We start from the raw sequence: 22,042 nt of genomic DNA, 5'->3' as shown, positions 1-22,042 counted from the left end.
ATGAGCTTGAATCCTAGAGACGTCGTGATTGTCGACTTCGGTCGTACTCCGATGGGCCGCTCCAAGGGCGGCATGCACCGCAACACCCGCGCCGAAGACATGTCGGCGCACCTGATCAGCAAACTGCTGGAACGCAACACCAAGGTCGATCCTGCCGAAGTCGAGGACGTGATCTGGGGCTGCGTCAACCAGACCCTGGAGCAGGGCTGGAACATCGCGCGGATGGCGTCGCTGATGACCCAGATCCCGCACACCTCGGCCGGCCAGACCGTCAGCCGTCTGTGTGGCTCGTCGATGAGCGCCCTGCACACCGCTGCGCAAGCGATCATGACCGGTAACGGTGACGTATTCGTGGTTGGTGGCGTCGAGCATATGGGCCACGTGAGCATGATGCACGGTGTCGATCCGAACCCGCACATGTCCCTGTACGCGGCGAAAGCCTCGGGCATGATGGGCCTGACCGCTGAAATGCTGGGCAAAATGCACGGCATCACTCGCGAACAGCAGGACGCCTTTGGCGTGCGTTCCCACCAGTTGGCCCACAAGGCGACTGTGGAAGGCAAGTTCAAGGACGAAATCATCCCGATGCAGGGTTACGACGAGAACGGTTTCCTGAAAACCTTCGACTACGACGAAACCATTCGTCCGGAAACCACTCTGGAAAGTCTGGCGGCTCTGAAGCCGGCGTTCAATCCAAAGGGCGGTACCGTGACTGCCGGTACTTCGTCGCAGATCACCGATGGTGCTTCGTGCATGATCGTGATGTCGGCGCAGCGTGCGCAGGACCTGGGCATCCAGCCAATGGCGGTGATTCGTTCGATGGCGGTGGCGGGTGTGGATCCGGCGATCATGGGTTATGGTCCGGTACCGGCGACTCAGAAAGCACTCAAGCGTGCGGGCCTGGGTATCAACGATATCGACTTCTTCGAGCTCAACGAAGCGTTCGCCGCACAGGCCCTGCCAGTGCTGAAAGACCTGAAAGTGCTCGACAAGATGAATGAGAAGGTTAACCTGCACGGCGGCGCGATCGCCCTGGGTCACCCGTTCGGTTGCTCCGGTGCCCGTATTTCCGGCACTTTGCTGAACGTGATGAAGCAGAATGGCGGCACCTTCGGGGTGGCCACCATGTGCATTGGCCTCGGCCAAGGCATCTCCACCGTCTTCGAACGCGTTTAAGCGTCTCGTCGATGGAAGCCGGGGCCAAGTGCCCCGGTTTTTGTTTTTGCGGATTTATTTTTGTTTTTATTTTGAAAAAATTTGAGTGAGGGCCGAAGCATGCCGATACAACCTGGGCTCTACCAACATTACAAAGGTCCGCAGTACCGCGTATTCAGTGTCGCGCGGCATTCCGAGACCGAAGAAGAAGTGGTCTTTTACCAAGCCCTGTATGGCGATTACGGCTTCTGGGTACGTCCCTTGAGCATGTTCCTGGAGTCCGTCGAGGTTGACGGCGAGCAGGTCCCACGCTTTGCTTTGGTGCAAGCCGAACCGAGCCTTTTTTCGAAGCTGTAAGGCGAGTGCGCGCAAAACCCTGCGCTTGACCTCACCTTGTAGCCACTATATATAGCGGTGCCGCGTCAGGCGCCAACCGCCTTTCACTTCTAGAATTCAGGAATTTTCTGATCCATGGGCAAATCGCTGGTCATTGTGGAATCCCCGGCTAAGGCCAAGACCATCAACAAGTATCTGGGCAACCAATACGTGGTGAAGTCGAGTATCGGCCATATCCGAGACCTGCCCACCAGCGGTTCGGCTAGCGCCAGCAAGGAGCCAGCCGCCAAGCGCGGCAAGGCAACTGCAGGCGAAGCGCCAGCGCTGTCGCCGAAAGAGAAGGCGCGCAAGCAGCTGGTCTCGCGTATGGGTGTCGATCCCGATCATGGCTGGAAAGCCAAGTACGAGATCCTCCCGGGCAAGGAAAAGGTCATCGAAGAGCTGCGCCGGCTCGCCAAGGATGCTGACACCATCTATCTCGCAACCGACTTGGATCGCGAGGGGGAAGCCATTGCCTGGCACCTGCGCGAAGCCATCGGCGGTGACGACAGCCGCTACAAGCGTGTGGTGTTCAACGAAATCACCAAGAAGGCGATCCAGGAAGCCTTCTCGGAGCCGGGCGAACTCGACATCGATCGAGTGAACGCGCAGCAGGCCCGTCGTTTCCTCGATCGCGTCGTCGGCTACATGGTCTCGCCGCTGCTGTGGGCGAAGATCGCTCGCGGTTTGTCCGCCGGTCGCGTGCAATCGGTGGCCGTGAAGCTGGTGGTCGAGCGTGAGCGTGAAATTCGCGCGTTCATCCCGGAAGAATACTGGGAAGTGCATGCCGATCTCGGCACTGCAAAAGGCTCGACCGTGCGTTTCGAAGTGGCGCGTGAAAAGGGCGAAGCTTTCAAACCCCTCAACGAAGCTCAGGCCATGGCGGCGCTGGAGAAGCTGAAGTCCTCCAGCTACAGCATCGTCAAGCGTGAAGACAAGCCGACCAGCAGCAAGCCGTCGGCACCGTTCATCACCTCCACGCTGCAACAGGCCGCGAGCAACCGCCTCGGCTTCGGCGTGAAGAAAACCATGATGATGGCCCAGCGTCTGTACGAAGCCGGCTACATCACTTATATGCGTACCGACTCGACCAACCTCTCGGCGGATGCCGTGACGATGGCGCGTACCTACATCGAAGACGAATTCGGCAAGAAGTACCTGCCGGAAACGCCGAACGTCTACAGCAGCAAGGAAGGCGCACAAGAGGCTCACGAAGCGATTCGTCCTTCCGACGCCAACACCACGCCAAGCAAGCTGGCTGGCATGGAGCGTGACGCTGAGCGCCTCTACGAGCTGATCTGGCGCCAGTTTCTGGCTTGCCAGATGCTGCCGGCCCAATATCTGTCGACCACCGTCAGCGTGGCCGCTGGCGACTTCGAGCTGCGTGCCAAGGGCCGTATCCTGAAGTTTGACGGCTACACCCGTGTCCTGCCGCAAATCACCAAGCCGGGCGACGACGATGTCCTGCCCGACATGGCTCAGGGCGACGTGATGAAGCTGATCAAGCTTGATCCGACCCAGCATTTCACCAAGCCGCCGGCCCGTTACTCGGAAGCCAGCCTGGTGAAGGAAATGGAAAAGCGCGGCATCGGCCGTCCTTCGACCTACGCGGCGATCATTTCGACCATTCAGGATCGCGGTTATGTGACCCTGCATAACCGTCGTTTCTATTCGGAAAAAATGGGCGACATCGTCACCGAGCGTCTGTCCGAGAGCTTCTCGAACCTCATGGACTACGGCTTTACCGCCGGCATGGAAGAGAACCTCGATGACGTGGCTCAGGGCGAGCGCGACTGGAAAAACGTGCTGGACGAGTTCTACGGCGACTTCAAGAAAAAACTCGAAGTGGCGGAGAATCCGGAAGCCGGCATGCGTGCCAACCAGCCGGTGATGACCGATATTCCGTGCACCACCTGCGGCCGCCCGATGCAGATCCGTACTGCGTCGACTGGCGTGTTCCTCGGCTGTTCGGGCTACAGCCTGCCGCCGAAAGAACGTTGCAAGGCCACCGTCAACCTGGTGCCGGGCGATGAAATCGCGGCGGACGACGAAGGTGAGTCGGAATCCCTGGTACTGCGCGGCAAGCATCGCTGCCCAATCTGCAGCACCGCGATGGACGCCTACCTGCTCGACGAAAAGCGCAAGCTGCACATCTGCGGTAACAACCCGGATTGCGCCGGCTACGAGATCGAAGAGGGCAGCTACCGCATCAAGGGCTACGAAGGTCCGAGCCTGGAGTGCGACAAGTGCGGCAGCGAGATGCAGCTCAAGACCGGCCGTTTCGGCAAGTTCTTCGGTTGCACCAACCCGACGTGCAAGAACACCCGCAAGCTGCTGAAGAGCGGGGACGCGGCGCCGCCGAAGATGGATCCGGTGAAGATGCCTGAGCTGAAATGCGAAAAGGTCAACGACACCTACATCCTGCGCGACGGTGCTTCCGGCCTGTTCCTGGCGGCCAGCCAATTCCCGAAAAACCGCGAGACCCGTGCTCCGCTGGTGATCGAGATTCTGCCGCACAAGGATGAGATCGATCCGAAGTACCACTTCCTGTGCGAAGCGCCGCAGAAGGATCCGGATGGCCTGCCAGCCGTGATCCGCTATAGCCGCAAGACCAAGGAGCAATACGTTCAGACCGAAGTCGACGGCAAGCCGACTGGCTGGAAGGCGTTCTATGACGGTGGCCAGTGGACGGTCGAAGACAAGCGTCCGGCGAAAGCCAAGGCTTGAGCTGGTGCTGATCTGAGGTTGCCCTGATAAGGTGGCTTCAACACAAAAGGCCGCATGACAACCTTCTGGTTTTCATGTGGCCTTTTTGTTTAAAGCTTGCGGTCGGATTGGTTGATCCATGACACTGTCCGACCTGTATGAAGAAATTGTTTCGCTGCGGAGAGTGCCGATATGGCCCACGAGCTCTATACCCGTACCAATCAGAAGATCTATTTCGCGGGTCTGTCGCTGGAAGCGCTGGCCAGGGCTGAAGAGGGGCGGGCGATGAATTCGCTGGCATTGATTCAGGCCGGGCGCGAATCGGCGCTGTTTCATCTCTACGGCGCATTGCTGGGGCTGTGTCACGAAATTGCAGGGTTCTATCGGCTGCCACAGGCTAACGCGCCCCGGGCGGAAACGCTGTTGACCCCTGAAGTGATCGAGTCGATTGCGATCCCCGAGTTGGCCGAGATGGTCGAGTTGGCGGGTAATCCGCAAACCTGGCTGGCTAAATTGCTGTCTGCGCATTCCGCGTTGTTTCAGCCACCACGAGTGCCACACAAGCCAAAAGGTGATGTGACCCAGCCACTGATTCAGGCGGTCAATCTGGATGAAGAGCAGGCACCCGAAGAGTTGAGTCGTGAAGAGCTGGAGCGCTGGCGGCAGAACCTGAAGGGCCTGGCTATCCGTTTCCGTGAAGGCTTGAACGAGTGCTGATGGCGTCTTGGCTGGCAGCGACGAGATGCATGCTGCTGGTCAAGATCCTGAGCGAATCCCGAATGATCTCTATATAATCCCTGCCTTTCGTGGAGAACAGACCTTTATGCCAACATCCTTTCTAGAAATTGTCGAGCTACCAGACGGCCGGATCGAACTGCGCAGGGCTGAGGACGAGGGTTCTCTGGTGACTCTGGATTTCTCCGAGGATGCCAAGGCGTTTCTGCAGGGCCAGCATGTTGAAATTGCCAAAGCGATGCTGAGCGTCGGCGTGCAGATGGCCGGTCGAATGGTTGAAGGCGAGTTTGACAAGGAAGAGGGGCCACGGGTTCTTCATTGAGCACCGCCCGTCGAGTATTGCTTCGGTCGGCTTCTCTATCCCTTGAGAAGCCCCGCGCTTCAGACAGTGCGTATCAAGTCAGCCCAATCTAATATTCAGACTTTGAGCGTCCCCGGTGCGGGCGGCGCTGATCAGTTGTTGGCGTGAACCTGAATTGAGCGGGTTCAACCATGTCACCACCGTATGGCTACGACCCAGGCGCAAGGCTTCGCAAGCCAGTTGCTGAGCGCTCTGTGCGCCGCGCGGTTGCAACAACAGGATGCGTTCACGATTCAATCCGGCATCCCGCAACCAGGTTTGGGTCAGGCTCGCCGGTGGCGCAATCAGGGTCAGCCATCGTGCGTCCTGATCATCACTCAATTCACGAAGAATGGGTGCCAGCAGGTTCAGGCAGTTCCCGGCTGCGCCGCGCAGTGACAGCTCGCTGAACGCTTCGGGTTCGGTATTCCACGGACGCTCGACAACATCCTTGAGGATGGGGGCGAGAGGTTGCGCGAGAAACGCTTCGAACAACGGCAGTTGTGTTTGCTGGGGTGCGTGTGGGAACTGCATAAAGCCTCCTTTAGCGGCGGATGACGCCGACACTCAAGCCTTCGATCACCAGTTCCTGATCTTTCAGGTTGACTTCGATGGGGGCAAACTCGGGGTTCTCTGCGATCAACCAGACCTTGCTGCCATCGCGCTTGAAGCGTTTGACCGTCACTTCATCGCCAATCCGGGCGACTACGATCTGGCCGTTACGTGCTTCCCGGGTCGTGTGAACTGCCAGAAGATCACCGTCGAAAATACCGATGTCCTTCATGCTCATCCCGTGGACCCGCAACAGGTAATCTGCGCGAGGGTGGAAGAAGGCCGGGTTGATGTTGCAGGACTCTTCGATGTGCTGCTGGGCGAGAATCGGCGCACCGGCGGCCACTCGACCGATAATCGGGAGGGTCGATTCGTCGACTTTGGCTTCAAAGCCGGGGATTCGAATGCCGCGAGAGGCCCCTGGGGTCATTTCGATCGCGCCTTTGCGAGCGAGCGCCTTGAGATGCTCTTCGGCAGCGTTGGGCGATTTGAAACCCAGTTCCTGAGCGATTTCCGCACGGGTCGGCGGGTAGCCGTTGTCTTCGAGGCAGCGTTTGATGAAGGCCAGAATCTCGGCTTGGCGTGGCGTCAGCTTAAGCATATTGATCGCTCTGTCTTTTTATACAGTGACTGGGATTATATACAGTGAAGTGATCTTGGCAATGATCGTTTTTTGCCAGGCCGCCGGACGGTCAGTGACGGCATCGATTAATGTGGCGTCCTTGTTGTGGTTAAATATCTGACCGACCATTCCCAAAACGAACCGGCAGGCTTGACAAGGCATAGGCTGAAACGTATGTTTCAAACAAGTGTTTGTCAGGCGGAGTAGCCATGGCCCAGTCGGAAACCGTTGAACGCATTCTTGATGCTGCAGAACAGCTGTTCGCGGAAAAAGGTTTCGCTGAAACCTCATTGCGTCTGATCACCAGCAAGGCCGGGGTCAACCTCGCAGCGGTGAATTATCACTTCGGCTCGAAGAAGGCGCTGATCCAGGCGGTGTTCTCGCGCTTCCTCGGCCCATTCTGCATCAGCCTCGACAAAGAGCTGGAGCGCCGCCAGGCCAAACCAGAAAACAAGCCATCGCTCGAAGAACTGCTGGAAATCCTCGTCGAACAAGCTCTTGTGGTGCAGCCTCGCAGTGGTAACGACTTGTCGATTTTCATGCGCCTGCTGGGGCTGGCCTTCAGTCAGAGCCAGGGCCACCTGCGTCGTTACCTGGAAGACATGTACGGCAAGGTATTCCGCCGCTACATGTTGCTGGTTAACGAAGCCGCACCGCGCATTCCCCCCATCGAACTGTTCTGGCGCGTGCACTTCATGCTCGGCGCTGCGGCGTTCAGCATGTCGGGCATCAAGGCCTTGCGTGCAATTGCCGAGACCGACTTCGGCGTCAACACCTCCATCGAGCAGGTGATGCGTCTGATGGTGCCGTTCCTGGCGGCCGGCATGCGTGCCGAAACCGGTGTCACCGATACCGCGATGGCGACGGCACAACTGCGGCCGCGCAGCAAATCAGCGCCGGCACCGGCCAAGGTTTAACGGTCCATGGGTGGGCGCGGCTGCGGACATCCGCTAAGCTAGCCGCCCATGCCGACTCTCGTTCTGAACCCGTTTCTCATTGAAATCACCAACCTGCCGGGCAATGCCCCTGGTGGTGGTTTCGTGGGCGACGGGTTTTTCGTTTTCAAGGAATTTCTATGACTGCTGGCCTGCAAGGCTCGTTGATGGTGGACGTCGCCGGTACCTGGCTGACGGCCGAAGATCGCCAATTGTTGCGTCAGCCCGAAGTGGGTGGCCTGATCATTTTTGCCCGCAATATCGAGCATCCGCGCCAGGTTCGCGAGCTGAGTGCGGCGATCCGGGCCATCCGTCCGGATCTGCTGCTGGCGGTGGACCAGGAGGGCGGTCGTGTCCAGCGCCTGCGTCAGGGCTTTGTACGCCTGCCAGCCATGCGCGCCATCGCTGACAATCCGAACGCCGAATATCTGGCCGAGCAATGCGGCTGGATCATGGCCACTGAAGTACTGGCGGTCGGCCTCGACCTGAGCTTTGCCCCTGTGCTGGATCTGGATTACCAGCGCAGCGCCGTGGTCGGCACCCGTTCGTTCGAAGGCGATCCGGAGCGTGCCGCATTGCTGGCCGGCGCTTTCATCAAAGGCATGAACAGTGCTGGTATGGCTGCCACTGGCAAGCATTTCCCCGGCCACGGCTGGGCGGAAGCCGACTCTCACGTTGCAATCCCCAACGACGAGCGCAGCCTCGAAGAGATCCGCGCCAATGATCTCGTGCCATTCGCCAGACTGAGCAAACAATTGGCTGCCGTGATGCCGGCCCACGTGATTTATCCGCAAGTCGATGCGCAGCCCGCCGGTTTTTCACGGCGCTGGTTGCAGGATATCCTGCGCGGCGAGTTGCAGTTCGATGGCGTGATTTTCAGTGACGACCTCTCCATGGCTGGCGCGCACGTGGTCGGCGATGCGGCGAGCCGTATCGAGGCGGCACTCAGCGCCGGTTGCGACATGGGCCTGGTGTGCAACGACCGTGCAGCCGCCGAGCTGGCCCTGAGCGCCGCCCAGCGCATGAAGGTCAAGCCGTCGCCGCGCATCGCACGCATGCGCGGTCAGGCGTTCGCCAACACCGAATACCGTCAGGATCCGCGCTGGCTGACCGCTGTCGGCGCGCTCAAAGACGCTCAACTGATCGATTAAGGATTTTTCGCTATGACGGTTTACGCAATCATCGGTGGCACCGGCCTGACCCAGCTGGAAGGCCTGAGCATTCGTCAGTCGCTGGCGGTGGATACGCCTTATGGTGCGCCTTCGGCTGAAGTCCAGATTGGTGAATATGCCGGCAAGGAAGTGCTGTTCCTCGCTCGTCACGGCCACCCGCATCGTTTTCCGCCACACAAGGTCAACTATCGCGCCAATCTGTGGGCGTTGCAGCAGGCTGGGGCAGAAGCAATCATCGCGGTCAACGCCGTGGGCGGGATCCATCCGGCAATGGGCACCGGACATTTCTGCGTGCCGCATCAGATCGTGGACTACACCAGTGGGCGCGAACACACCTATTTCGCCGATGATCTGGAACATGTCACACATATCGACTTCAGCTTTCCCTACAGCGAGCCGCTGCGTCAGCAACTGATTGCAGCGTTGGCTGCCGAAGGTTGCGAATACAGCGATCAAGGCATTTACGCCTGTACCCAGGGGCCGCGACTGGAAACCGTGGCCGAGATCGTACGTCTGGAGCGAGACGGTTGCGACATCGTCGGCATGACCGGCATGCCGGAAGCGGCGCTGGCTCGTGAGCTGGGTCTGGATTACGCCTGTCTGTCGCTGGTGGTGAACCCGGCGGCGGGCAAGACCACGGAAGTGATCACCATGGCTGAGATCGAGCAGGCGTTGCACGATGGCATGGGCAAGGTGAAATCGACACTGGCGCGCGTACTCAAGGGTTGATTCGGGCTCTGCAATGACTTGAATGAACAGGCGCTGAGAATCTCAGCGCTTTTCAAACTTGTCCGGCAGCGGCGCAAACAGCGCCTCGATATCATCGCTCTGCAACTTCCAGTCCTCGGCCTTGCGCCCATCCAGCACGCCGGCCGCCAGGTCGGATTTCTCCCTCTGCAAGTGCTGAATCTTTTCCTCGACTGTGCCTCGGGCAATCATCTTGTAGACGAACACCGGTTTCTCCTGGCCAATACGATACGCGCGGTCGGTTGCCTGATTCTCGGTCGCCGGGTTCCACCACGGATCGTAGTGAATCACCGTGTCCGCTTCCGTCAGGTTCAGACCCACACCGCCAGCCTTCAGGCTGATGAGAAAGATCTGACGCTTGCCGCTCTGGAATTCCTTCACCGGGGTACGTCGATCACGGGTCTGCCCCGTCAGCAATGCATAGGCGACATTGCGTTTTTTCAGCTCGTCCTCGATCAGTGACAACATCGAGGTGAACTGCGAAAACAGCAGAATCCGCCGTCCTTCCTCGAACAGCTCTTCGAGCATTTCCATCAGGCTGTCGAGCTTGCCCGAGGTGCTGCCGCGGGCCGGCAGTGTGGCGTCGTTGACCAGGCGCAGGTCGCAGCAGACCTGGCGCAGTTTAAGTAGCGCTTCAAGAATGATGATCTGGCTGCGTGCCACGCCCTTGCGGGTGATCTCGTCGCGCACCTTCTTGTCCATGGCCAGACGCATGGTTTCGTACACGTCACGCTGCGATTCATTGAGTTCGACCCAGTGGATGATCTCGGTTTTCGGCGGCAGCTCGGTGGCGACCTGTTCCTTGGTGCGGCGCAGCAGGAACGGTTTGATCCGACCGTTGAGGTGCTGAAGTCTGACTTCGCTGGCGCGCTTTTCGATCGGCACGCGGTAATCGGCGTTGAAGCTTTTGACGTCGCCGAGCCAGCCGGGCAGCAGAAAGTGGAACAGCGACCACAGCTCGCCCAGGTGGTTTTCCAGAGGGGTGCCGCTCAGGCACAGACGCTGGCGTGCATTGAGTTCGCGGGCAGCCTGAGCGGCTTTGCTGTTCGGGTTCTTGATGTATTGCGCCTCATCCAGCACCAATACATGCAGTGGCTGCCGCGCCAGACGCTCGACATCCTTGGGCAGTAGCGCATAAGTCGTGAGGATCAGGTCGTAATCGGCCAGATGCTCGAAGTGCTTTTTGCGGCTGGCACCGTACAGGGCTACGACCTTGAGCTGCGGCGTGAAGTGCGCTGCCTCGTCCAGCCAGTTGGGAATCAGGCTGGTGGGCATCACCACCATGCAGGGGCGATCCAGGCGTCCGGCGTTTTTTTCGCTGAGAATGTGCGCCAGTGTCTGTAGGGTTTTGCCCAGTCCCATGTCGTCCGCGAGAATCCCGCCCACCTCAAGCTGTCGCAGCGACTGCATCCAGCTCAACCCTTCGAGCTGGTAGGGACGCAGTGTCGCGTTCAGTCCTTCCGGTGCGTCGGCGCTGTAATCGCGGATATCACGCAAGCGTTGGGCGAAACTGCGGATCTGCTCCCCGCCTTCCCAAAGCAGGGGAATGCCCTCCAGCGAATTGAGGCGGGTGGCGTCTGCCTTGCTCAGGCGCAGGGTGGTTTCACCCGGCTCTTGCAGATAAAACTCGCCCAGCGTTGCCAGTACCGGTTTCAACCGGCCAAGGGGCAGGGCGACTTGCAGCGGGCCATGCTCGCTGTTGCGCTGCGGGATGTTCACCAGAATCAGCTCATCGTCCCGTCGCCGGGCAAGGCGTTCGGGGTTGAGGATTTCCGTGTGCGAGCGCATCAGATTGAGCAGGATCGGCAGCAGACTCAGGCGTTCGCCGTTGACGATGATGCCCAGTTCCAGGTCAAACCAGTCCCGTTCCGGGGTCTGCTCGACCGTGGCATACCAGTCATCGACGGCCGTCAGATCGAAGCCGAACTCATCGTCGACCAGCAGTTCCCAGCCCTGGGTTCGCAGCTTTTGCAGATCGTTCAGGGTGAAGGTCAGCCACGCACTGTCGTTGACCATTTCATAGAGTTCGCCGGCGCTTTCCGGCAGCGCCTTGCTCTGTCTTGTGGCAATGCGAAAACCGAGAATCCGCAGTTGTTCGCGGTAGCTTTGCTCGACGTCCGGATGACGTTTGACCCGCAGGGTCTGGGTTTCCTGGCGTATCAGGATGTCACTGTTTTTTTGCCCGCTGACGTATTCGTCCAGATAACTGAAGGACAGCGCCGCACGATGCTGGATGTAACGCTGCATCTTGCCGTTGCGCGGTTCGAAGGCGCTGAATTCGACGCTGGCCAGCCACAGGCGTGGCACCGGTTGCACATTGTCCACCAGTACTTGCGGCGGCGCCTTGGGGCTGCGGTTTTCGAGGACGGCCTGGAGCTTTTCCAGCAGTTCGGCGTCTTTGGCGGCGGCGGGGTATTCCAGGGTTTCCTGCACTTGCAGCAATACCGCTGCGCAATGTTTGCAGTTGCTGTGAACCGGGCAGGTGCAGGTGGCATCGACCATCAGCAGGGTACCCTTGGCTGACTCGCGCAAATGGATCGTCTGGCGATAGATGTTGCCGCCCGAGCCTTCGCAGCTGGCGGTAATGGTCGCATCGCCGACCTGCACGATCCGCACCCGGTTTTCCAGAGCGTAGCGGCGGCCACGCTCCAGGCTTTGTTCCTTGAACCGGCTGACCCAGGAGGAGGCCAGCGGTTTACTCAGAGGCGGGGACATAAGGACTTCGATCAGTCCGGAATGGATTCAGGCGCTTCCCGAGGCGCAGGCGCCGTCAGTGAAGTGATCTTGATCAGCAGGGCCAGGTGGCCGTTGTCCAGGTAGTTGAGCTGGCCATTTTTGGTGTGGCTGTCCTGCTTCAGGCGTTCGCTGGCGCTGACCATGCCGTTGGCGTCGATCTGGTTGACCCAGAAATCGGCGTTTACATCGGTGAAACGCCCGAGTTTCATTTCAAGCGTGCCCTCGATGGGGAACTGGCCGAACTGTTCCTTGCCGTCGCTGATCGCGACTTTCGTCGGCACCTCGCCAAGGGTCTGTTGCCAGGCCTTGTGCATCAGCACGCTGTATTCGCCGCTGGCAGTGAGTTTGCTGGCGACTTCGCCCAGTGCCGGTGTGCGCTGGCTGGCATCGTCCAGACGCTGGGCACCGGCGGCCCAGTCTTCCGGCGCGGCGCGGCTGACGATCGCCGGAACAGCGTTCTGGCGTACCAGAATCATTTCAACCTGATACAGGTCATCGGCAAACGCCGAGGGTGCCGCCATCGTTATCAAGAACGGGGTCAGCAGCAAGGTCAGAGAGCGAAACAGGCGCATGCGGCGTCCTTCAAGCAGTTTTCGGGAGGAGGCGCTCGAACAGCGCTTCCACAGTATTAAAGCGCTCTTCCGGGCGCTCCATCGGCACCTGGAACTTGAACATCGTGGCGCCTTCGAATTTGTAGCGTTTTGGCTGACTCTGGATCAGTTTGATCAGGGTCATCGGATCGACCGGCGTCTGCGCGGCGAACTCGATGCGTCCACCCTGCGGGCCGCCGTCGACCTTTTTGATGCCGAGTTGCTCGGCCTGCAATTTCAACGCAGTGATGCGCACCAGATTCTTGGTCGGTTCCGGCAGCAGGCCGAAGCGGTCGATCATCTCCACTTGCAGATCCTTCAGGCCTTCCTCGTCGGTGGCCGAAGCGATGCGCTTGTACAGGATCAGGCGTGCGTGCACATCCGGCAGGTAATCTTCCGGAATCAGCGCGGGCACCCGCAGGTTGACTTCCGGGCCGCCGCCGAGCGGCTGATCGAGGTTCGGCTGTTCGCCCTTGCGGATCGATTTCACCGCGCGCTCAAGCATTTCCATGTACAGCGTGAAGCCGACCGCCTGGATCTGCCCGCTCTGGCCGTCGCCCAGCAGTTCGCCGGCGCCACGGATTTCCAGGTCGTTGGTGGCCAGCACGAAGCCCGCACCCAGATCCTGAGTGTTGGCAATCGCCTCCAGGCGTTTTTCCGCATCGCCGGTAATCTGCTGGCGTGGCGGTGTCAGCAGGTAGGCGTAGGCCTGGTGGTGACTGCGGCCAACACGCCCGCGCAACTGGTGCAATTGCGCCAGGCCGAACTTGTCGGCGCGCTCGATGATGATGGTATTGGCGCTCGGCACGTCGATGCCGGTCTCGATGATGGTCGAAGCGATCAGCACGTTGAAGCGCTTGTGGTAGAAGTCGCTCATCACCTGTTCGAGTTCGCGTTCGCGCATCTGCCCGTGGCCGATGCCGATCCGCGCTTCCGGCACCAGTTCGGCCAGTTCGGCGGCGCATTTCTCGATGGTCTTCACGTCGTTGTGCAGGTAGTAAACCTGACCGCCGCGCAGCAGTTCACGCAGCAAGGCTTCCTTGACCGTGCTCTTGTTCTGTTCCATGACGAAGGTGCGCACCGACAGGCGTCGCGCCGGCGGCGTGGCGATGATCGACAAGTCACGCATGCCCGACACCGCCATGTTCAGCGTGCGCGGAATCGGCGTGGCGGTCAGTGTCAGAATGTCGACTTCGCTGCGCAGGGCCTTGAGCTGTTCCTTCTGACGGACACCGAAACGGTGCTCTTCGTCGATGATTACCAGCCCGAGGTTTTTGATCTTGACGTCGTCCTGCAGCAGCTTGTGAGTGCCGATGACGATGTCGATATTGCCTTCGGCCAGTTGGGCCACAGCTGCGTTCACTTCCTTCGCCGACTTGAAGCGGCTCATCACTTCCACGGTCACCGGCCAGTCGGCGAAGCGGTCGCGGAAGCTGTTGTAGTGCTGCTGGGCGAGCAGGGTGGTCGGTACCAGAATCGCCACTTGTTTGCCGCCATGCACCGCGATAAACGCGGCGCGCATGGCCACTTCGGTCTTGCCGAAACCGACGTCGCCACAGACCAGTCGATCCATCGGCTTCGGCGCAAGCATGTCTTCGCGCACGGCTTCGATGGTGGATTGCTGGTCCGGGGTTTCTTCGAACGGGAAGCCGGCACTGAAGGTTGCGTAATCGGCCTTCGGATCGGCAAACGCATAACCTTCGCGAGCCGCGCGGCGGGCATAGATGTCGAGCAATTCGGCAGCAACGTCACGCACCTGTTCGGCAGCCTTGCGCTTGGCTTTCTGCCAGGTCTCGGAGCCGAGGCGGTGCAGCGGGGCCAGTGCGTCGTCGCTGCCGGTGTAGCGGGCGATCAGATGCAGGTTGGCCACGGGCACGTAGAGCTTGGCGTTCTCGGCGTATTCCAGGGTCAGGAATTCGGCAGCCTGGCTGTCGATTTCCAGAATCGTCAGACCGAGATAGCGGCCGACACCGTGATCGATGTGCACCACCGGCGCGCCTTCGCGCAGCTCGGTGAGGTTTTTGATCACTGCATCGTTGTTGGCGTCGGCGCGTTTTTCGCGGCGGCGACGCTGCATCACGCGCTGGCCGAACAGTGGACTTTCCGCAACCAGTGCCAGCGCCGGGTCGTCCAGCATCAGGCCTTCGTCGAGCGGAGCGATGGTGATCGCCAGGCGATCCTTGCTCGCGACGAAGTCCGGCCAGCTGTCGACGGTTTTCGGTCGCAGCTTCAGACGGTCCAGCAGTTCCAGCAGCACTTCGCGGCGGCCTGCCGATTCGGCGGTGAACAACACGCGCCCCGGGAATTCGTCGAGGAAGGCGGACAGCGCGGCCAGCGGTTGCGTGGCCTTGGCTTCAATCGCCAGATTCGGCAATGCCTGCGCCGGGAAGCGCTCGCGGCCGACGCCGGTCTCCACGTCCTGCTGGCTGGCAACCACGCGCGGCCAGTTCTTCAGGCGGGCGAAGCAGTCTTCGACCGGCAGGAACAGTTCGGCGGGCGGCAATAAAGGACGCGATGGATCGACGCGGCGCTCTTCGTAGCGATTGCGCACGTCGTTCCAGAAGTTTTCCGCCGCTTGCTCGATACCCGGCAGAGAGAACACCTGAGTGTCTTGGGGCAGGTAATCGAAGAGAGTCGAGGTTTCTTCGAAGAACAGCGGCAGGTAGTACTCGATGCCGGCAGGCGTGATACCGCTGCTCAGGTCCTGAAAGATCGGGCAGCGCCGGAAGTCGACGTCGAAACGCTCGCGAAAGCGTGCCTTGAAGCGGGTGACCGCTTCTTTCTGTAGCGGGAACTCCTTGGCCGGCAGCAGCTTGACCGAATCGACCTTGTCGATGGAGCGCTGGTTTTCCGGATCGAAGGTGCGCAGGGTTTCGATTTCGTCGTCGAACAAGTCAATGCGATAAGGCAGTTTGCTGCCCATCGGGAACAGGTCGATCAGGGCGCCACGTACGGTGAACTCGCCGTGTTCGTAGACCGTGTCGACGTAGCGATAGCCGCTGGCTTCGAGCCGCGTGCGCATCTGTTCGACGTCGAGTTTCTGCCCGACATCCAGCACCAGGCTGCTGCCGAGCAGGAAACTGGTCGGTGCCAGGCGATGCAGGGCCGTGGTGATCGGCACCACCAGCACGCCATGTTCCAGCTCCGGCAGCCTGTAAAGGCTGGCGATGCGCTGGGAGATGATGTCCTGGTGCGGCGAGAACAGGTCGTAGGGCAGGGTTTCCCAGTCCGGGAAATGCAGCACCGGCAAATCCGGGGCGAAGAAACTCAGCTCCTGCTCCAGCCGTTCGGCACTCTGGCTGTCGGCGGTGAGCAGTAACGTGAAGCGCTTGGCAGCGCTGGCAGCCTCGGCAATCGCCAGGCTCAGTGCGGCACCGGGCAGATTGCCCCAGTGCTGTTTACCTGCCGCGGCAGGGAGAAGCGGTAGACGCAGAACAGGCACGGAAGGTTGAGCTCCAGGCGTTGCGACAAAGTCGGTAATTGTAGCGGCGTCCGGTGCCGCCTGTCAGTTGCAGACTGCGTCTATCTGCGCTGTTTGAGCAAAATGTAGTGGTAACCATAAAAACCAGCACTTTTTTGACGGTTATGTAGTGCCGAAAGTGGGTGGTGTTACGGAGGGTTACAGACATCGTCTAACAGTCGTCGAAAAACTGACTGCGCTGAAAGCCCCGGTTTTACTGGGCTGGCGGAGGGCGTTATTTTTTTGGACGGAATTTTGTTACCGATTGCGCGACAAGCGCGCATTGCTACAAGAGGTTCTCGGCGGCATAATGTAGCCCCTTTTTTCTGCCCCTACATGTGGAAGGTTCCCGTGACTCAGAAGCCCGACCAGTGTCTTGGTGAATGGATCGACCGTGAAGCACTCGCAGAAGCGATGATTCCGCTTATCGGTCAGCTCTACCGCAATAACAACGTGGTGAGCTCGATCTATGGCCGCAGCCTGATCAACCAGTCTGTCATCGCGATTCTCAAAGCTCACCGCTTTGCTCGCCATCGTTCTTCCGACGATAGCGAACTCTCCGTCCACGAAACATTCCCTCTGCTCAAGGCCATGAGCGAGCTCAAGCTCGGCGCGGCTTCGGTGGATCTGGGCAAGTTGGCGTTCAAATTCCGCAATGAAGGCAACGGCCGTACCGCCGAGCAGTTCGTGCGTGAAGAAATGGCTGACGTGGTTGGCCAGCAAAACGCTTCGGCCCGCAAAGGCACTGACGTTGTGCTTTACGGCTTCGGTCGTATCGGCCGTCTGCTGGCGCGCATCCTGATCGAGAAAACCGGTGGCGGCGACGGTCTGCGTCTGCGTGCCATCGTGGTGCGCAAGGGCGCCGAAAACGACCTGACCAAACGCGCCAGCCTGCTGCGTCGCGATTCGGTACACGGTTCGTTCAACGGCACCATCACCATCGACGAAGAAAACAACACCATCACCGCCAACGGCAACCTGATCCAGGTTATCTACGCGAAAAACCCTACCGAAGTGGATTACACCCAGTACGGCATCAAAGATGCGCTGCTGGTGGACAACACCGGTGTATGGCGTGATGCCGACGGCCTGGGTCAGCACCTGGCCTGCCCGGGTATCGACCGCGTTGTTCTGACCGCGCCTGGCAAGGGCAAGCTGAAGAACATCGTTCACGGTATCAACCACAACGAAATCACCGCTGACGACAAGATCGTGTCCGCCGCTTCCTGCACCACCAACGCCATCGTGCCGGTGCTGAAAGCCGTGAATGACAAGTTCGGCATCATCAACGGTCACGTCGAAACCGTTCACTCGTACACCAACGACCAGAACCTGATCGACAACTTCCACAAGGGTGATCGCCGTGGTCGTAGCGCCGCGCTGAACATGGTGATCACCGAGACCGGTGCTGCTACCGCTGCTGCCAAGGCCCTGCCTGAGCTGGCCGGCAAGCTGACCGGTAACGCGATCCGTGTTCCGACGCCGAACGTGTCGATGGCCATTCTCAACCTGAACCTCGAGAAAGCCGCCACCCGTGAAGAGATGAACGAGTACCTGCGCTACATGGCGCTGCACTCGGATCTGCACAAGCAGATCGACTTCGTCAATTCCCAGGAAGTGGTTTCCACCGACTTCGTGGGCTCGCGCCACGCCGGTGTGGTCGACGCTGAAGCGACTATCGTTCAGGATAACCGCGTTGTTCTGTACGTCTGGTACGACAACGAGTTCGGTTATAGCTGCCAGGTCGTTCGCGTGATGGAAGACATGGCCGGTGTAAACCCGCCAGCATTCCCGCGCTAAGCCTTAGCTGCAAATGAAAACGCCCCGACTCTGGTCGGGGCGTTTTTGTTTGTGTGCGATCTGCCTCAGCGAGGGATGGCGGCTTGTGCCGTGCGCAGTTCGTGCCTGTTGCCACGGAACAGCACCAGCGTGGCGATCAGGCCCAGCACGGCTGCTCCACTTAGCCAGATTCCCGGCGCTGCCTTGTTGTCCAGCACATGGATCAGGTAAGTGCAGGCTGCAGGGGTAAAACCACCGAAGGTTGCGGTCGCCAGACTGTAGGCCAGCGAGAAGCCCGTGGTGCGAACTTCCACCGGCATAATCTCGGTGAGTGCCACCACCATAGCCCCGTTATACGAGCCGTACAGGAACGACAGCCACAACTCGACGATCAGCAGATGGCTGAAGCTCGGGTTCGCCACCAGCCACGACAACGCAGGGTAAGCGGTCAGAATCGCCAGAATCGTCGCCGCCAACAGTAGGGGTTTGCGGCCGATCTTGTCAGAGACTGCGCCCATCACCGGCAGCCAGAAGAAGTTCGACAGGCCGATGCACACCGTCACCAGCAACGCATCGAAGTCCGACAGGTGCAATTCCGCCTTGCCGAACGTCGGGGTGTACGCCGTGATCAGGTAGAACGACACCGTCGTCATCACCACCAGCGCCATGCCGGCGATGACGATGCCAAAGTTCTGACCGATCGAGCGGACGATTTCCTGCAGGGTAGGGCGATGTTTGCGCGCCTGGAATTCCGGGGTTTCCTCCAGCGAGCGACGGATGACGAAAATCACCGGGACGATCATGCAGCCGATCAGGAACGGCACGCGCCAGCCCCATTCGCCCATCTGTTCCGGGCTCAGCCAGTGGTTGAGGCCAACGCCAAGCAGGCCGGCGAATACCACCGCCGCTTGCTGGCTGGCGGACTGCCAGCTGACGAAAAAGCCCTTGCGGCCGGGCGTGGCGATTTCCGCCAGATACACCGATACACCGCCCAATTCGACGCCGGCCGAGAATCCTTGCAGCAAGCGGCCGAACAGCACGATCAGCGGCGCGGCAACGCCGAGCGTGGCATAACCCGGAACGCAGGCAATCAGCACGGTACCGGCAGCCATCAGCGCGAGGGTAATGATCAGGCCCTGACGACGACCGTGTCGGTCAATGTAGGCACCGAGGAAGATCGCCCCCAGTGGGCGCATCAGAAAGCCTGCGCCGAAGGTGGCAAGCGAAAGCATCAGGGATGCGAAAGCACTGTCGGTAGGGAAGAACGTCTTGGCGATGGCCGTGGCATAGAAGCCGTAGACCATGAAGTCGAACATTTCGAGAAAGTTGCCGCTGACAACGCGAAAAATCGCTTTGCCTTTGCCCGTGGAGGAGGACATGTTCAGGTACTCACTTTTTAGATTTTGTATGAAAGCGGTGCATCCGTTTGGGAGCGAGCGGGCTCTGTGGCCATAATGGCCGCCGCGGTTTTGCTCGGAGATGAAGAATTGTTAACTGGACGGTTTGTGGTTTTCGTGCTGCTGATCGGCGTTTTGTCCGGTTGCGGCGACGGCGATTCCATGGAGAGCTTCGGCGGCCCGACCATGGGCAGTACCTATTCGATCAAGTACGTGCGCCACGCCAATCTGCCTGCGTCTGAGGATGTCCGTGTCGAAGTCGAGAAGATCCTTGCCGATGTCGATCAGCAGATGTCCACCTACCGCGCGAACTCTGATATTTCACGTTTCAACGGGTTGCCAGCCGATCGTTGTCAGGCCATGCCGGCGGCGATTCTTGAATTGGTCCGTGTGGGCGAACAGCTGTCACAGCAGAGCGAAGGTTCCTACGACCTGACGGTGGAGCCGTTGCTCAATCTTTGGGGCTTCGGCCCGCAAGGGCGCGAGGAGAAAGTTCCGAGCGCTTCGGCGCTGGCCGAGGTGCAGAAGCGCGTGGGTTACCGCCATCTGCGCGTTGAAGGCGACCAACTGTGCAAGGATGCGGCGGTCGAGGTCGACTTCAACAGCATTGCCGCCGGTTATGCGGTCGATACCATTGCGGCGCGGCTCGATGCCATGGGCATTCATGATTACCTCGCCGAAGCCACGGGGGAACTCAAGGCGTCCGGCAAGAAGCTCGATGGCTCCCCCTGGCGCATCGCGCTGGAGGCGCCTCGTGACGATCGGCAAGTGGCCGAGCGGATCATCGACGTTGATGGCTATGGCCTCTCCACGTCCGGCGACTACCGCAACTATTTTCAGCAGGACGGAAGGCGCTATTCCCACACCTTCGATGCCCGCACCGGAGCGCCCGTCCTACACGACCTGGCGTCAGTCACGGTGATTCATCCTTCAGCCTTGATGGCCGATGGACTATCGACACTGTTGCTGATTCTCGGCCCGGAAAGGGCCTGGGACTATGCCGAAAAACACGACATTGGTGCATTCTTTGTGATTCGTGCCGATAAAGGTTTCGTCACACGCACCAGTCACGCTTTCCAACGGCTCAGCGGCGCAAAAGTTGACTGAGAACAGTACGAAAGCTGGCGTTGTAGTGCAGGCAAAAGTAGCCTACGACGCGACCAAGGGTTAATGTGCGCGGCGTTGACGCTTCTATAGACTGTGTCCGGGTTTTCAACTGGCCCCCAATTGTTCCTTCGCGCCGTCGTTCGGCGTGATTTAGCCGCCGGTGCTGCTGGCACCGCGGCCTGTTCTGAGGAGTACGCATGGCTGTCTACAACTACGACGTGGTGGTGCTGGGTTCCGGCCCGGCGGGAGAAGGCGCGGCAATGAACGCCGCCAAAGCAGGGCGCAAGGTGGCGATGGTCGACAGCCGTCGCCAGGTCGGCGGTAACTGCACCCACCTGGGCACCATCCCGTCCAAGGCCTTGCGTCACTCGGTGCGGCAGATCATGCAGTTCAACACCAACCCGATGTTCCGTGCGATCGGTGAACCGCGCTGGTTCTCCTTCCCGGACGTGTTGAAGAGCGCCGAAAAAGTCATCTCCAAGCAAGTCGCTTCGCGTACCGGCTACTACGCCCGTAATCGCGTCGACGTGTTCTTCGGCACCGGCAGCTTCGCCGACGAGCAGACCATCGAAGTGGTCTGCGCCAATGGCGTGGTCGAGAAGCTGGTAGCCAAACACATCATCATCGCCACCGGTTCGCGTCCTTATCGCCCGGCGGACATCGATTTCCACCACCCGCGTATCTACGATAGCGACACCATCCTCAGCCTCGGCCACACCCCGCGCAAACTGATCGTTTACGGCGCCGGCGTGATCGGTTGCGAATACGCGTCGATCTTCAGCGGTCTGGGTGTTCTTGTGGAGCTGGTGGACAACCGCGGGCAGTTGCTGAGCTTCCTCGACTCGGAAATCTCCCAGGCGTTGAGCTACCACTTCAGCAACAACAACATCACCGTGCGTCACAACGAAGAGTATGACCGCGTCGAAGGCGTGGACAACGGCGTGATCCTGCACCTGAAGTCCGGCAAGAAGATCAAGGCCGACGCCTTGCTCTGGTGCAACGGCCGGACCGGCAACACCGATCAGTTGGGTCTGGAAAACATTGGCGTCAAGGTCAACAGCCGCGGCCAGATCGAAGTCGACGAGAATTACCGCACCTGCGTGCAGAACATCTACGGCGCCGGTGACGTGATCGGCTGGCCGAGCCTGGCCAGTGCCGCCCACGACCAGGGTCGCTCGGCTGCTGGCAGCATTGTCGACAATGGCAGCTGGCGCTTCGTGAATGACGTGCCGACCGGCATCTACACCATTCCGGAGATCAGCTCGATCGGCAAGAACGAGCAGGAACTGACCCAGGCCAAGGTGCCGTACGAAGTGGGCAAGGCGTTCTTCAAGAGCATGGCGCGGGCGCAGATCGCCGGCGAGCCGCAAGGCATGCTGAAGATCCTGTTCCACCGTGAAACCCTGCAGGTGCTGGGCGTTCACTGCTTCGGTTATCAGGCATCGGAGATCGTGCACATCGGTCAGGCGATCATGAACCAGCCGGGTGAGCTCAATACCCTGAAGTATTTCGTCAACACCACGTTCAACTACCCGACCATGGCCGAAGCCTATCGGGTAGCGGCGTACGACGGCCTCAACCGGCTTTTTTGAGCGGCTCCGGCCGGTGGCCTGAGCCGGCCGGGGAGACCGATT

The 22,042-nt window shown here is 59.9% G+C and carries 17 protein-coding genes; 11 read left to right on the top strand and 6 right to left on the bottom strand.

The window, feature by feature from the left end; genetic code table 11:
* The 5 genes from fadA (at position 1) to ACSPX5_RS14300 (ending at position 5,293) form a co-directional block, all read left to right on the top strand.
* Entirely contained in the window at positions 1 to 1,176 is a 1,176-nt protein-coding gene (fadA, locus tag ACSPX5_RS14320) for an acetyl-CoA C-acyltransferase FadA (protein WP_085613118.1), read from the top strand.
* Between the two features lie 99 nt (positions 1,177 to 1,275).
* Positions 1,276 to 1,512 carry a DUF1653 domain-containing protein gene (locus ACSPX5_RS14315; RefSeq protein WP_439821976.1) on the top strand — a complete coding sequence of 79 codons (237 nt, stop codon included), beginning with the start codon at positions 1,276 to 1,278 and terminating at the stop codon, positions 1,510 to 1,512.
* A gap of 114 nt (positions 1,513 to 1,626) precedes the next feature.
* Positions 1,627 to 4,257: a type I DNA topoisomerase gene (gene topA, locus ACSPX5_RS14310; RefSeq protein WP_439821975.1), complete on the top strand. Its 2,631-nt coding sequence runs from the start codon at positions 1,627 to 1,629 to the stop codon at positions 4,255 to 4,257.
* A 171-nt stretch (positions 4,258 to 4,428) separates the two neighbouring features.
* A complete protein-coding gene (locus ACSPX5_RS14305; protein WP_169431219.1) occupies positions 4,429 to 4,953 on the top strand; it encodes a DUF6586 family protein in 525 nt (174 codons plus the stop codon).
* Between the two features lie 106 nt (positions 4,954 to 5,059).
* Complete coding sequence (locus tag ACSPX5_RS14300; protein WP_003226592.1) at positions 5,060 to 5,293, top strand: hypothetical protein; 234 nt, start codon at positions 5,060 to 5,062, stop codon at positions 5,291 to 5,293.
* A gap of 78 nt (positions 5,294 to 5,371) precedes the next feature.
* On the opposite strand, the gene sulA is transcribed toward ACSPX5_RS14300, so the two are convergent.
* Entirely contained in the window at positions 5,372 to 5,845 is a 474-nt protein-coding gene (gene sulA / locus ACSPX5_RS14295; protein WP_169431218.1) for an SOS-induced cell division inhibitor SulA, read from the bottom strand.
* A gap of 10 nt (positions 5,846 to 5,855) precedes the next feature.
* The gene (lexA, locus tag ACSPX5_RS14290; RefSeq protein WP_007953044.1) at positions 5,856 to 6,464 is read right to left on the bottom strand and encodes a transcriptional repressor LexA; all 609 of its coding nucleotides are present in this window, start codon (positions 6,462 to 6,464) and stop codon (positions 5,856 to 5,858) included.
* A gap of 230 nt (positions 6,465 to 6,694) precedes the next feature.
* On the opposite strand from lexA, the gene ACSPX5_RS14285 reads away from it, so the two are divergent.
* The 3 genes from ACSPX5_RS14285 to ACSPX5_RS14275 all read left to right on the top strand — a co-directional run bounded on the left by ACSPX5_RS14285 (position 6,695) and on the right by ACSPX5_RS14275 (position 9,321).
* A complete protein-coding gene (locus ACSPX5_RS14285) occupies positions 6,695 to 7,402 on the top strand; it encodes a TetR/AcrR family transcriptional regulator (protein WP_007953037.1) in 708 nt (235 codons plus the stop codon).
* A gap of 170 nt (positions 7,403 to 7,572) precedes the next feature.
* Positions 7,573 to 8,571 carry a beta-N-acetylhexosaminidase gene (gene nagZ, locus ACSPX5_RS14280; protein WP_169432674.1) on the top strand — a complete coding sequence of 333 codons (999 nt, stop codon included), beginning with the start codon at positions 7,573 to 7,575 and terminating at the stop codon, positions 8,569 to 8,571.
* Between the two features lie 12 nt (positions 8,572 to 8,583).
* The gene (locus tag ACSPX5_RS14275; protein WP_439821974.1) at positions 8,584 to 9,321 is read left to right on the top strand and encodes an S-methyl-5'-thioinosine phosphorylase; all 738 of its coding nucleotides are present in this window, start codon (positions 8,584 to 8,586) and stop codon (positions 9,319 to 9,321) included.
* Positions 9,322 to 9,363: 42 nt separating this feature from the next.
* On the opposite strand, the gene ACSPX5_RS14270 is transcribed toward ACSPX5_RS14275, so the two are convergent.
* From ACSPX5_RS14270 to mfd, 3 genes are read right to left on the bottom strand one after another with little or no spacing between them, the layout of a single operon-like run.
* Positions 9,364 to 12,054, bottom strand: a complete 2,691-nt coding sequence (locus tag ACSPX5_RS14270; protein WP_439821973.1) for an SNF2-related protein — start codon at positions 12,052 to 12,054, stop codon at positions 9,364 to 9,366.
* 11 nt (positions 12,055 to 12,065) lie between these two features.
* Positions 12,066 to 12,647, bottom strand: a complete 582-nt coding sequence (locus tag ACSPX5_RS14265) for a CsiV family protein (RefSeq protein WP_169431215.1) — start codon at positions 12,645 to 12,647, stop codon at positions 12,066 to 12,068.
* Between the two features lie 10 nt (positions 12,648 to 12,657).
* Positions 12,658 to 16,107, bottom strand: a complete 3,450-nt coding sequence (gene mfd, locus ACSPX5_RS14260) for a transcription-repair coupling factor (protein WP_207866910.1) — start codon at positions 16,105 to 16,107, stop codon at positions 12,658 to 12,660.
* Between the two features lie 354 nt (positions 16,108 to 16,461).
* Here mfd and ACSPX5_RS14255 point away from each other — a divergent pair, with 354 nt between their 5' ends.
* Entirely contained in the window at positions 16,462 to 17,925 is a 1,464-nt protein-coding gene (locus tag ACSPX5_RS14255) for a glyceraldehyde-3-phosphate dehydrogenase (RefSeq protein ID WP_169431213.1), read from the top strand.
* Between the two features lie 65 nt (positions 17,926 to 17,990).
* Here ACSPX5_RS14255 and ACSPX5_RS14250 read toward each other — a convergent pair whose 3' ends face one another.
* A complete protein-coding gene (locus ACSPX5_RS14250) occupies positions 17,991 to 19,283 on the bottom strand; it encodes an MFS transporter (RefSeq protein WP_207866911.1) in 1,293 nt (430 codons plus the stop codon).
* A 75-nt stretch (positions 19,284 to 19,358) separates the two neighbouring features.
* Here ACSPX5_RS14250 and ACSPX5_RS14245 point away from each other — a divergent pair, with 75 nt between their 5' ends.
* Together ACSPX5_RS14245 and sthA are read left to right on the top strand one after the other, a co-directional pair.
* Entirely contained in the window at positions 19,359 to 20,408 is a 1,050-nt protein-coding gene (locus ACSPX5_RS14245) for an FAD:protein FMN transferase (RefSeq protein WP_439821972.1), read from the top strand.
* A 197-nt stretch (positions 20,409 to 20,605) separates the two neighbouring features.
* Complete coding sequence (gene sthA, locus ACSPX5_RS14240; protein ID WP_065260713.1) at positions 20,606 to 22,000, top strand: Si-specific NAD(P)(+) transhydrogenase; 1,395 nt, start codon at positions 20,606 to 20,608, stop codon at positions 21,998 to 22,000.
* The last annotated feature ends 42 nt before the right edge of the window (positions 22,001 to 22,042 follow it).

Source organism: Pseudomonas sp. HLG18 (assembly GCF_051903985.1).
GTDB classification, from domain to species: domain Bacteria; phylum Pseudomonadota; class Gammaproteobacteria; order Pseudomonadales; family Pseudomonadaceae; genus Aquipseudomonas; species Aquipseudomonas fluorescens_BT.
The sequence above is the reverse complement of the archived record's forward strand: the minus strand, read 5'-3'. Positions and strand labels throughout refer to the sequence as shown.

Coding starts and splice junctions, on each gene's coding strand:
- fadA (WP_085613118.1), top strand. CDS start 1: ATGAGCTTGAATCCTAGAGACGTCGTGATTGTCGACTTCGGTCGTACT.
- ACSPX5_RS14315 (WP_439821976.1), top strand. CDS start 1,276: ATGCCGATACAACCTGGGCTCTACCAACATTACAAAGGTCCGCAGTAC.
- topA (WP_439821975.1), top strand. CDS start 1,627: ATGGGCAAATCGCTGGTCATTGTGGAATCCCCGGCTAAGGCCAAGACC.
- ACSPX5_RS14305 (WP_169431219.1), top strand. CDS start 4,429: ATGGCCCACGAGCTCTATACCCGTACCAATCAGAAGATCTATTTCGCG.
- ACSPX5_RS14300 (WP_003226592.1), top strand. CDS start 5,060: ATGCCAACATCCTTTCTAGAAATTGTCGAGCTACCAGACGGCCGGATC.
- sulA (WP_169431218.1), bottom strand. CDS start 5,845: ATGCAGTTCCCACACGCACCCCAGCAAACACAACTGCCGTTGTTCGAA.
- lexA (WP_007953044.1), bottom strand. CDS start 6,464: ATGCTTAAGCTGACGCCACGCCAAGCCGAGATTCTGGCCTTCATCAAA.
- ACSPX5_RS14285 (WP_007953037.1), top strand. CDS start 6,695: ATGGCCCAGTCGGAAACCGTTGAACGCATTCTTGATGCTGCAGAACAG.
- ACSPX5_RS14275 (WP_439821974.1), top strand. CDS start 8,584: ATGACGGTTTACGCAATCATCGGTGGCACCGGCCTGACCCAGCTGGAA.
- ACSPX5_RS14270 (WP_439821973.1), bottom strand. CDS start 12,054: ATGTCCCCGCCTCTGAGTAAACCGCTGGCCTCCTCCTGGGTCAGCCGG.
- ACSPX5_RS14265 (WP_169431215.1), bottom strand. CDS start 12,647: ATGCGCCTGTTTCGCTCTCTGACCTTGCTGCTGACCCCGTTCTTGATA.
- ACSPX5_RS14255 (WP_169431213.1), top strand. CDS start 16,462: ATGTGGAAGGTTCCCGTGACTCAGAAGCCCGACCAGTGTCTTGGTGAA.
- ACSPX5_RS14250 (WP_207866911.1), bottom strand. CDS start 19,283: ATGTCCTCCTCCACGGGCAAAGGCAAAGCGATTTTTCGCGTTGTCAGC.
- ACSPX5_RS14245 (WP_439821972.1), top strand. CDS start 19,359: ATGGCCGCCGCGGTTTTGCTCGGAGATGAAGAATTGTTAACTGGACGG.
- sthA (WP_065260713.1), top strand. CDS start 20,606: ATGGCTGTCTACAACTACGACGTGGTGGTGCTGGGTTCCGGCCCGGCG.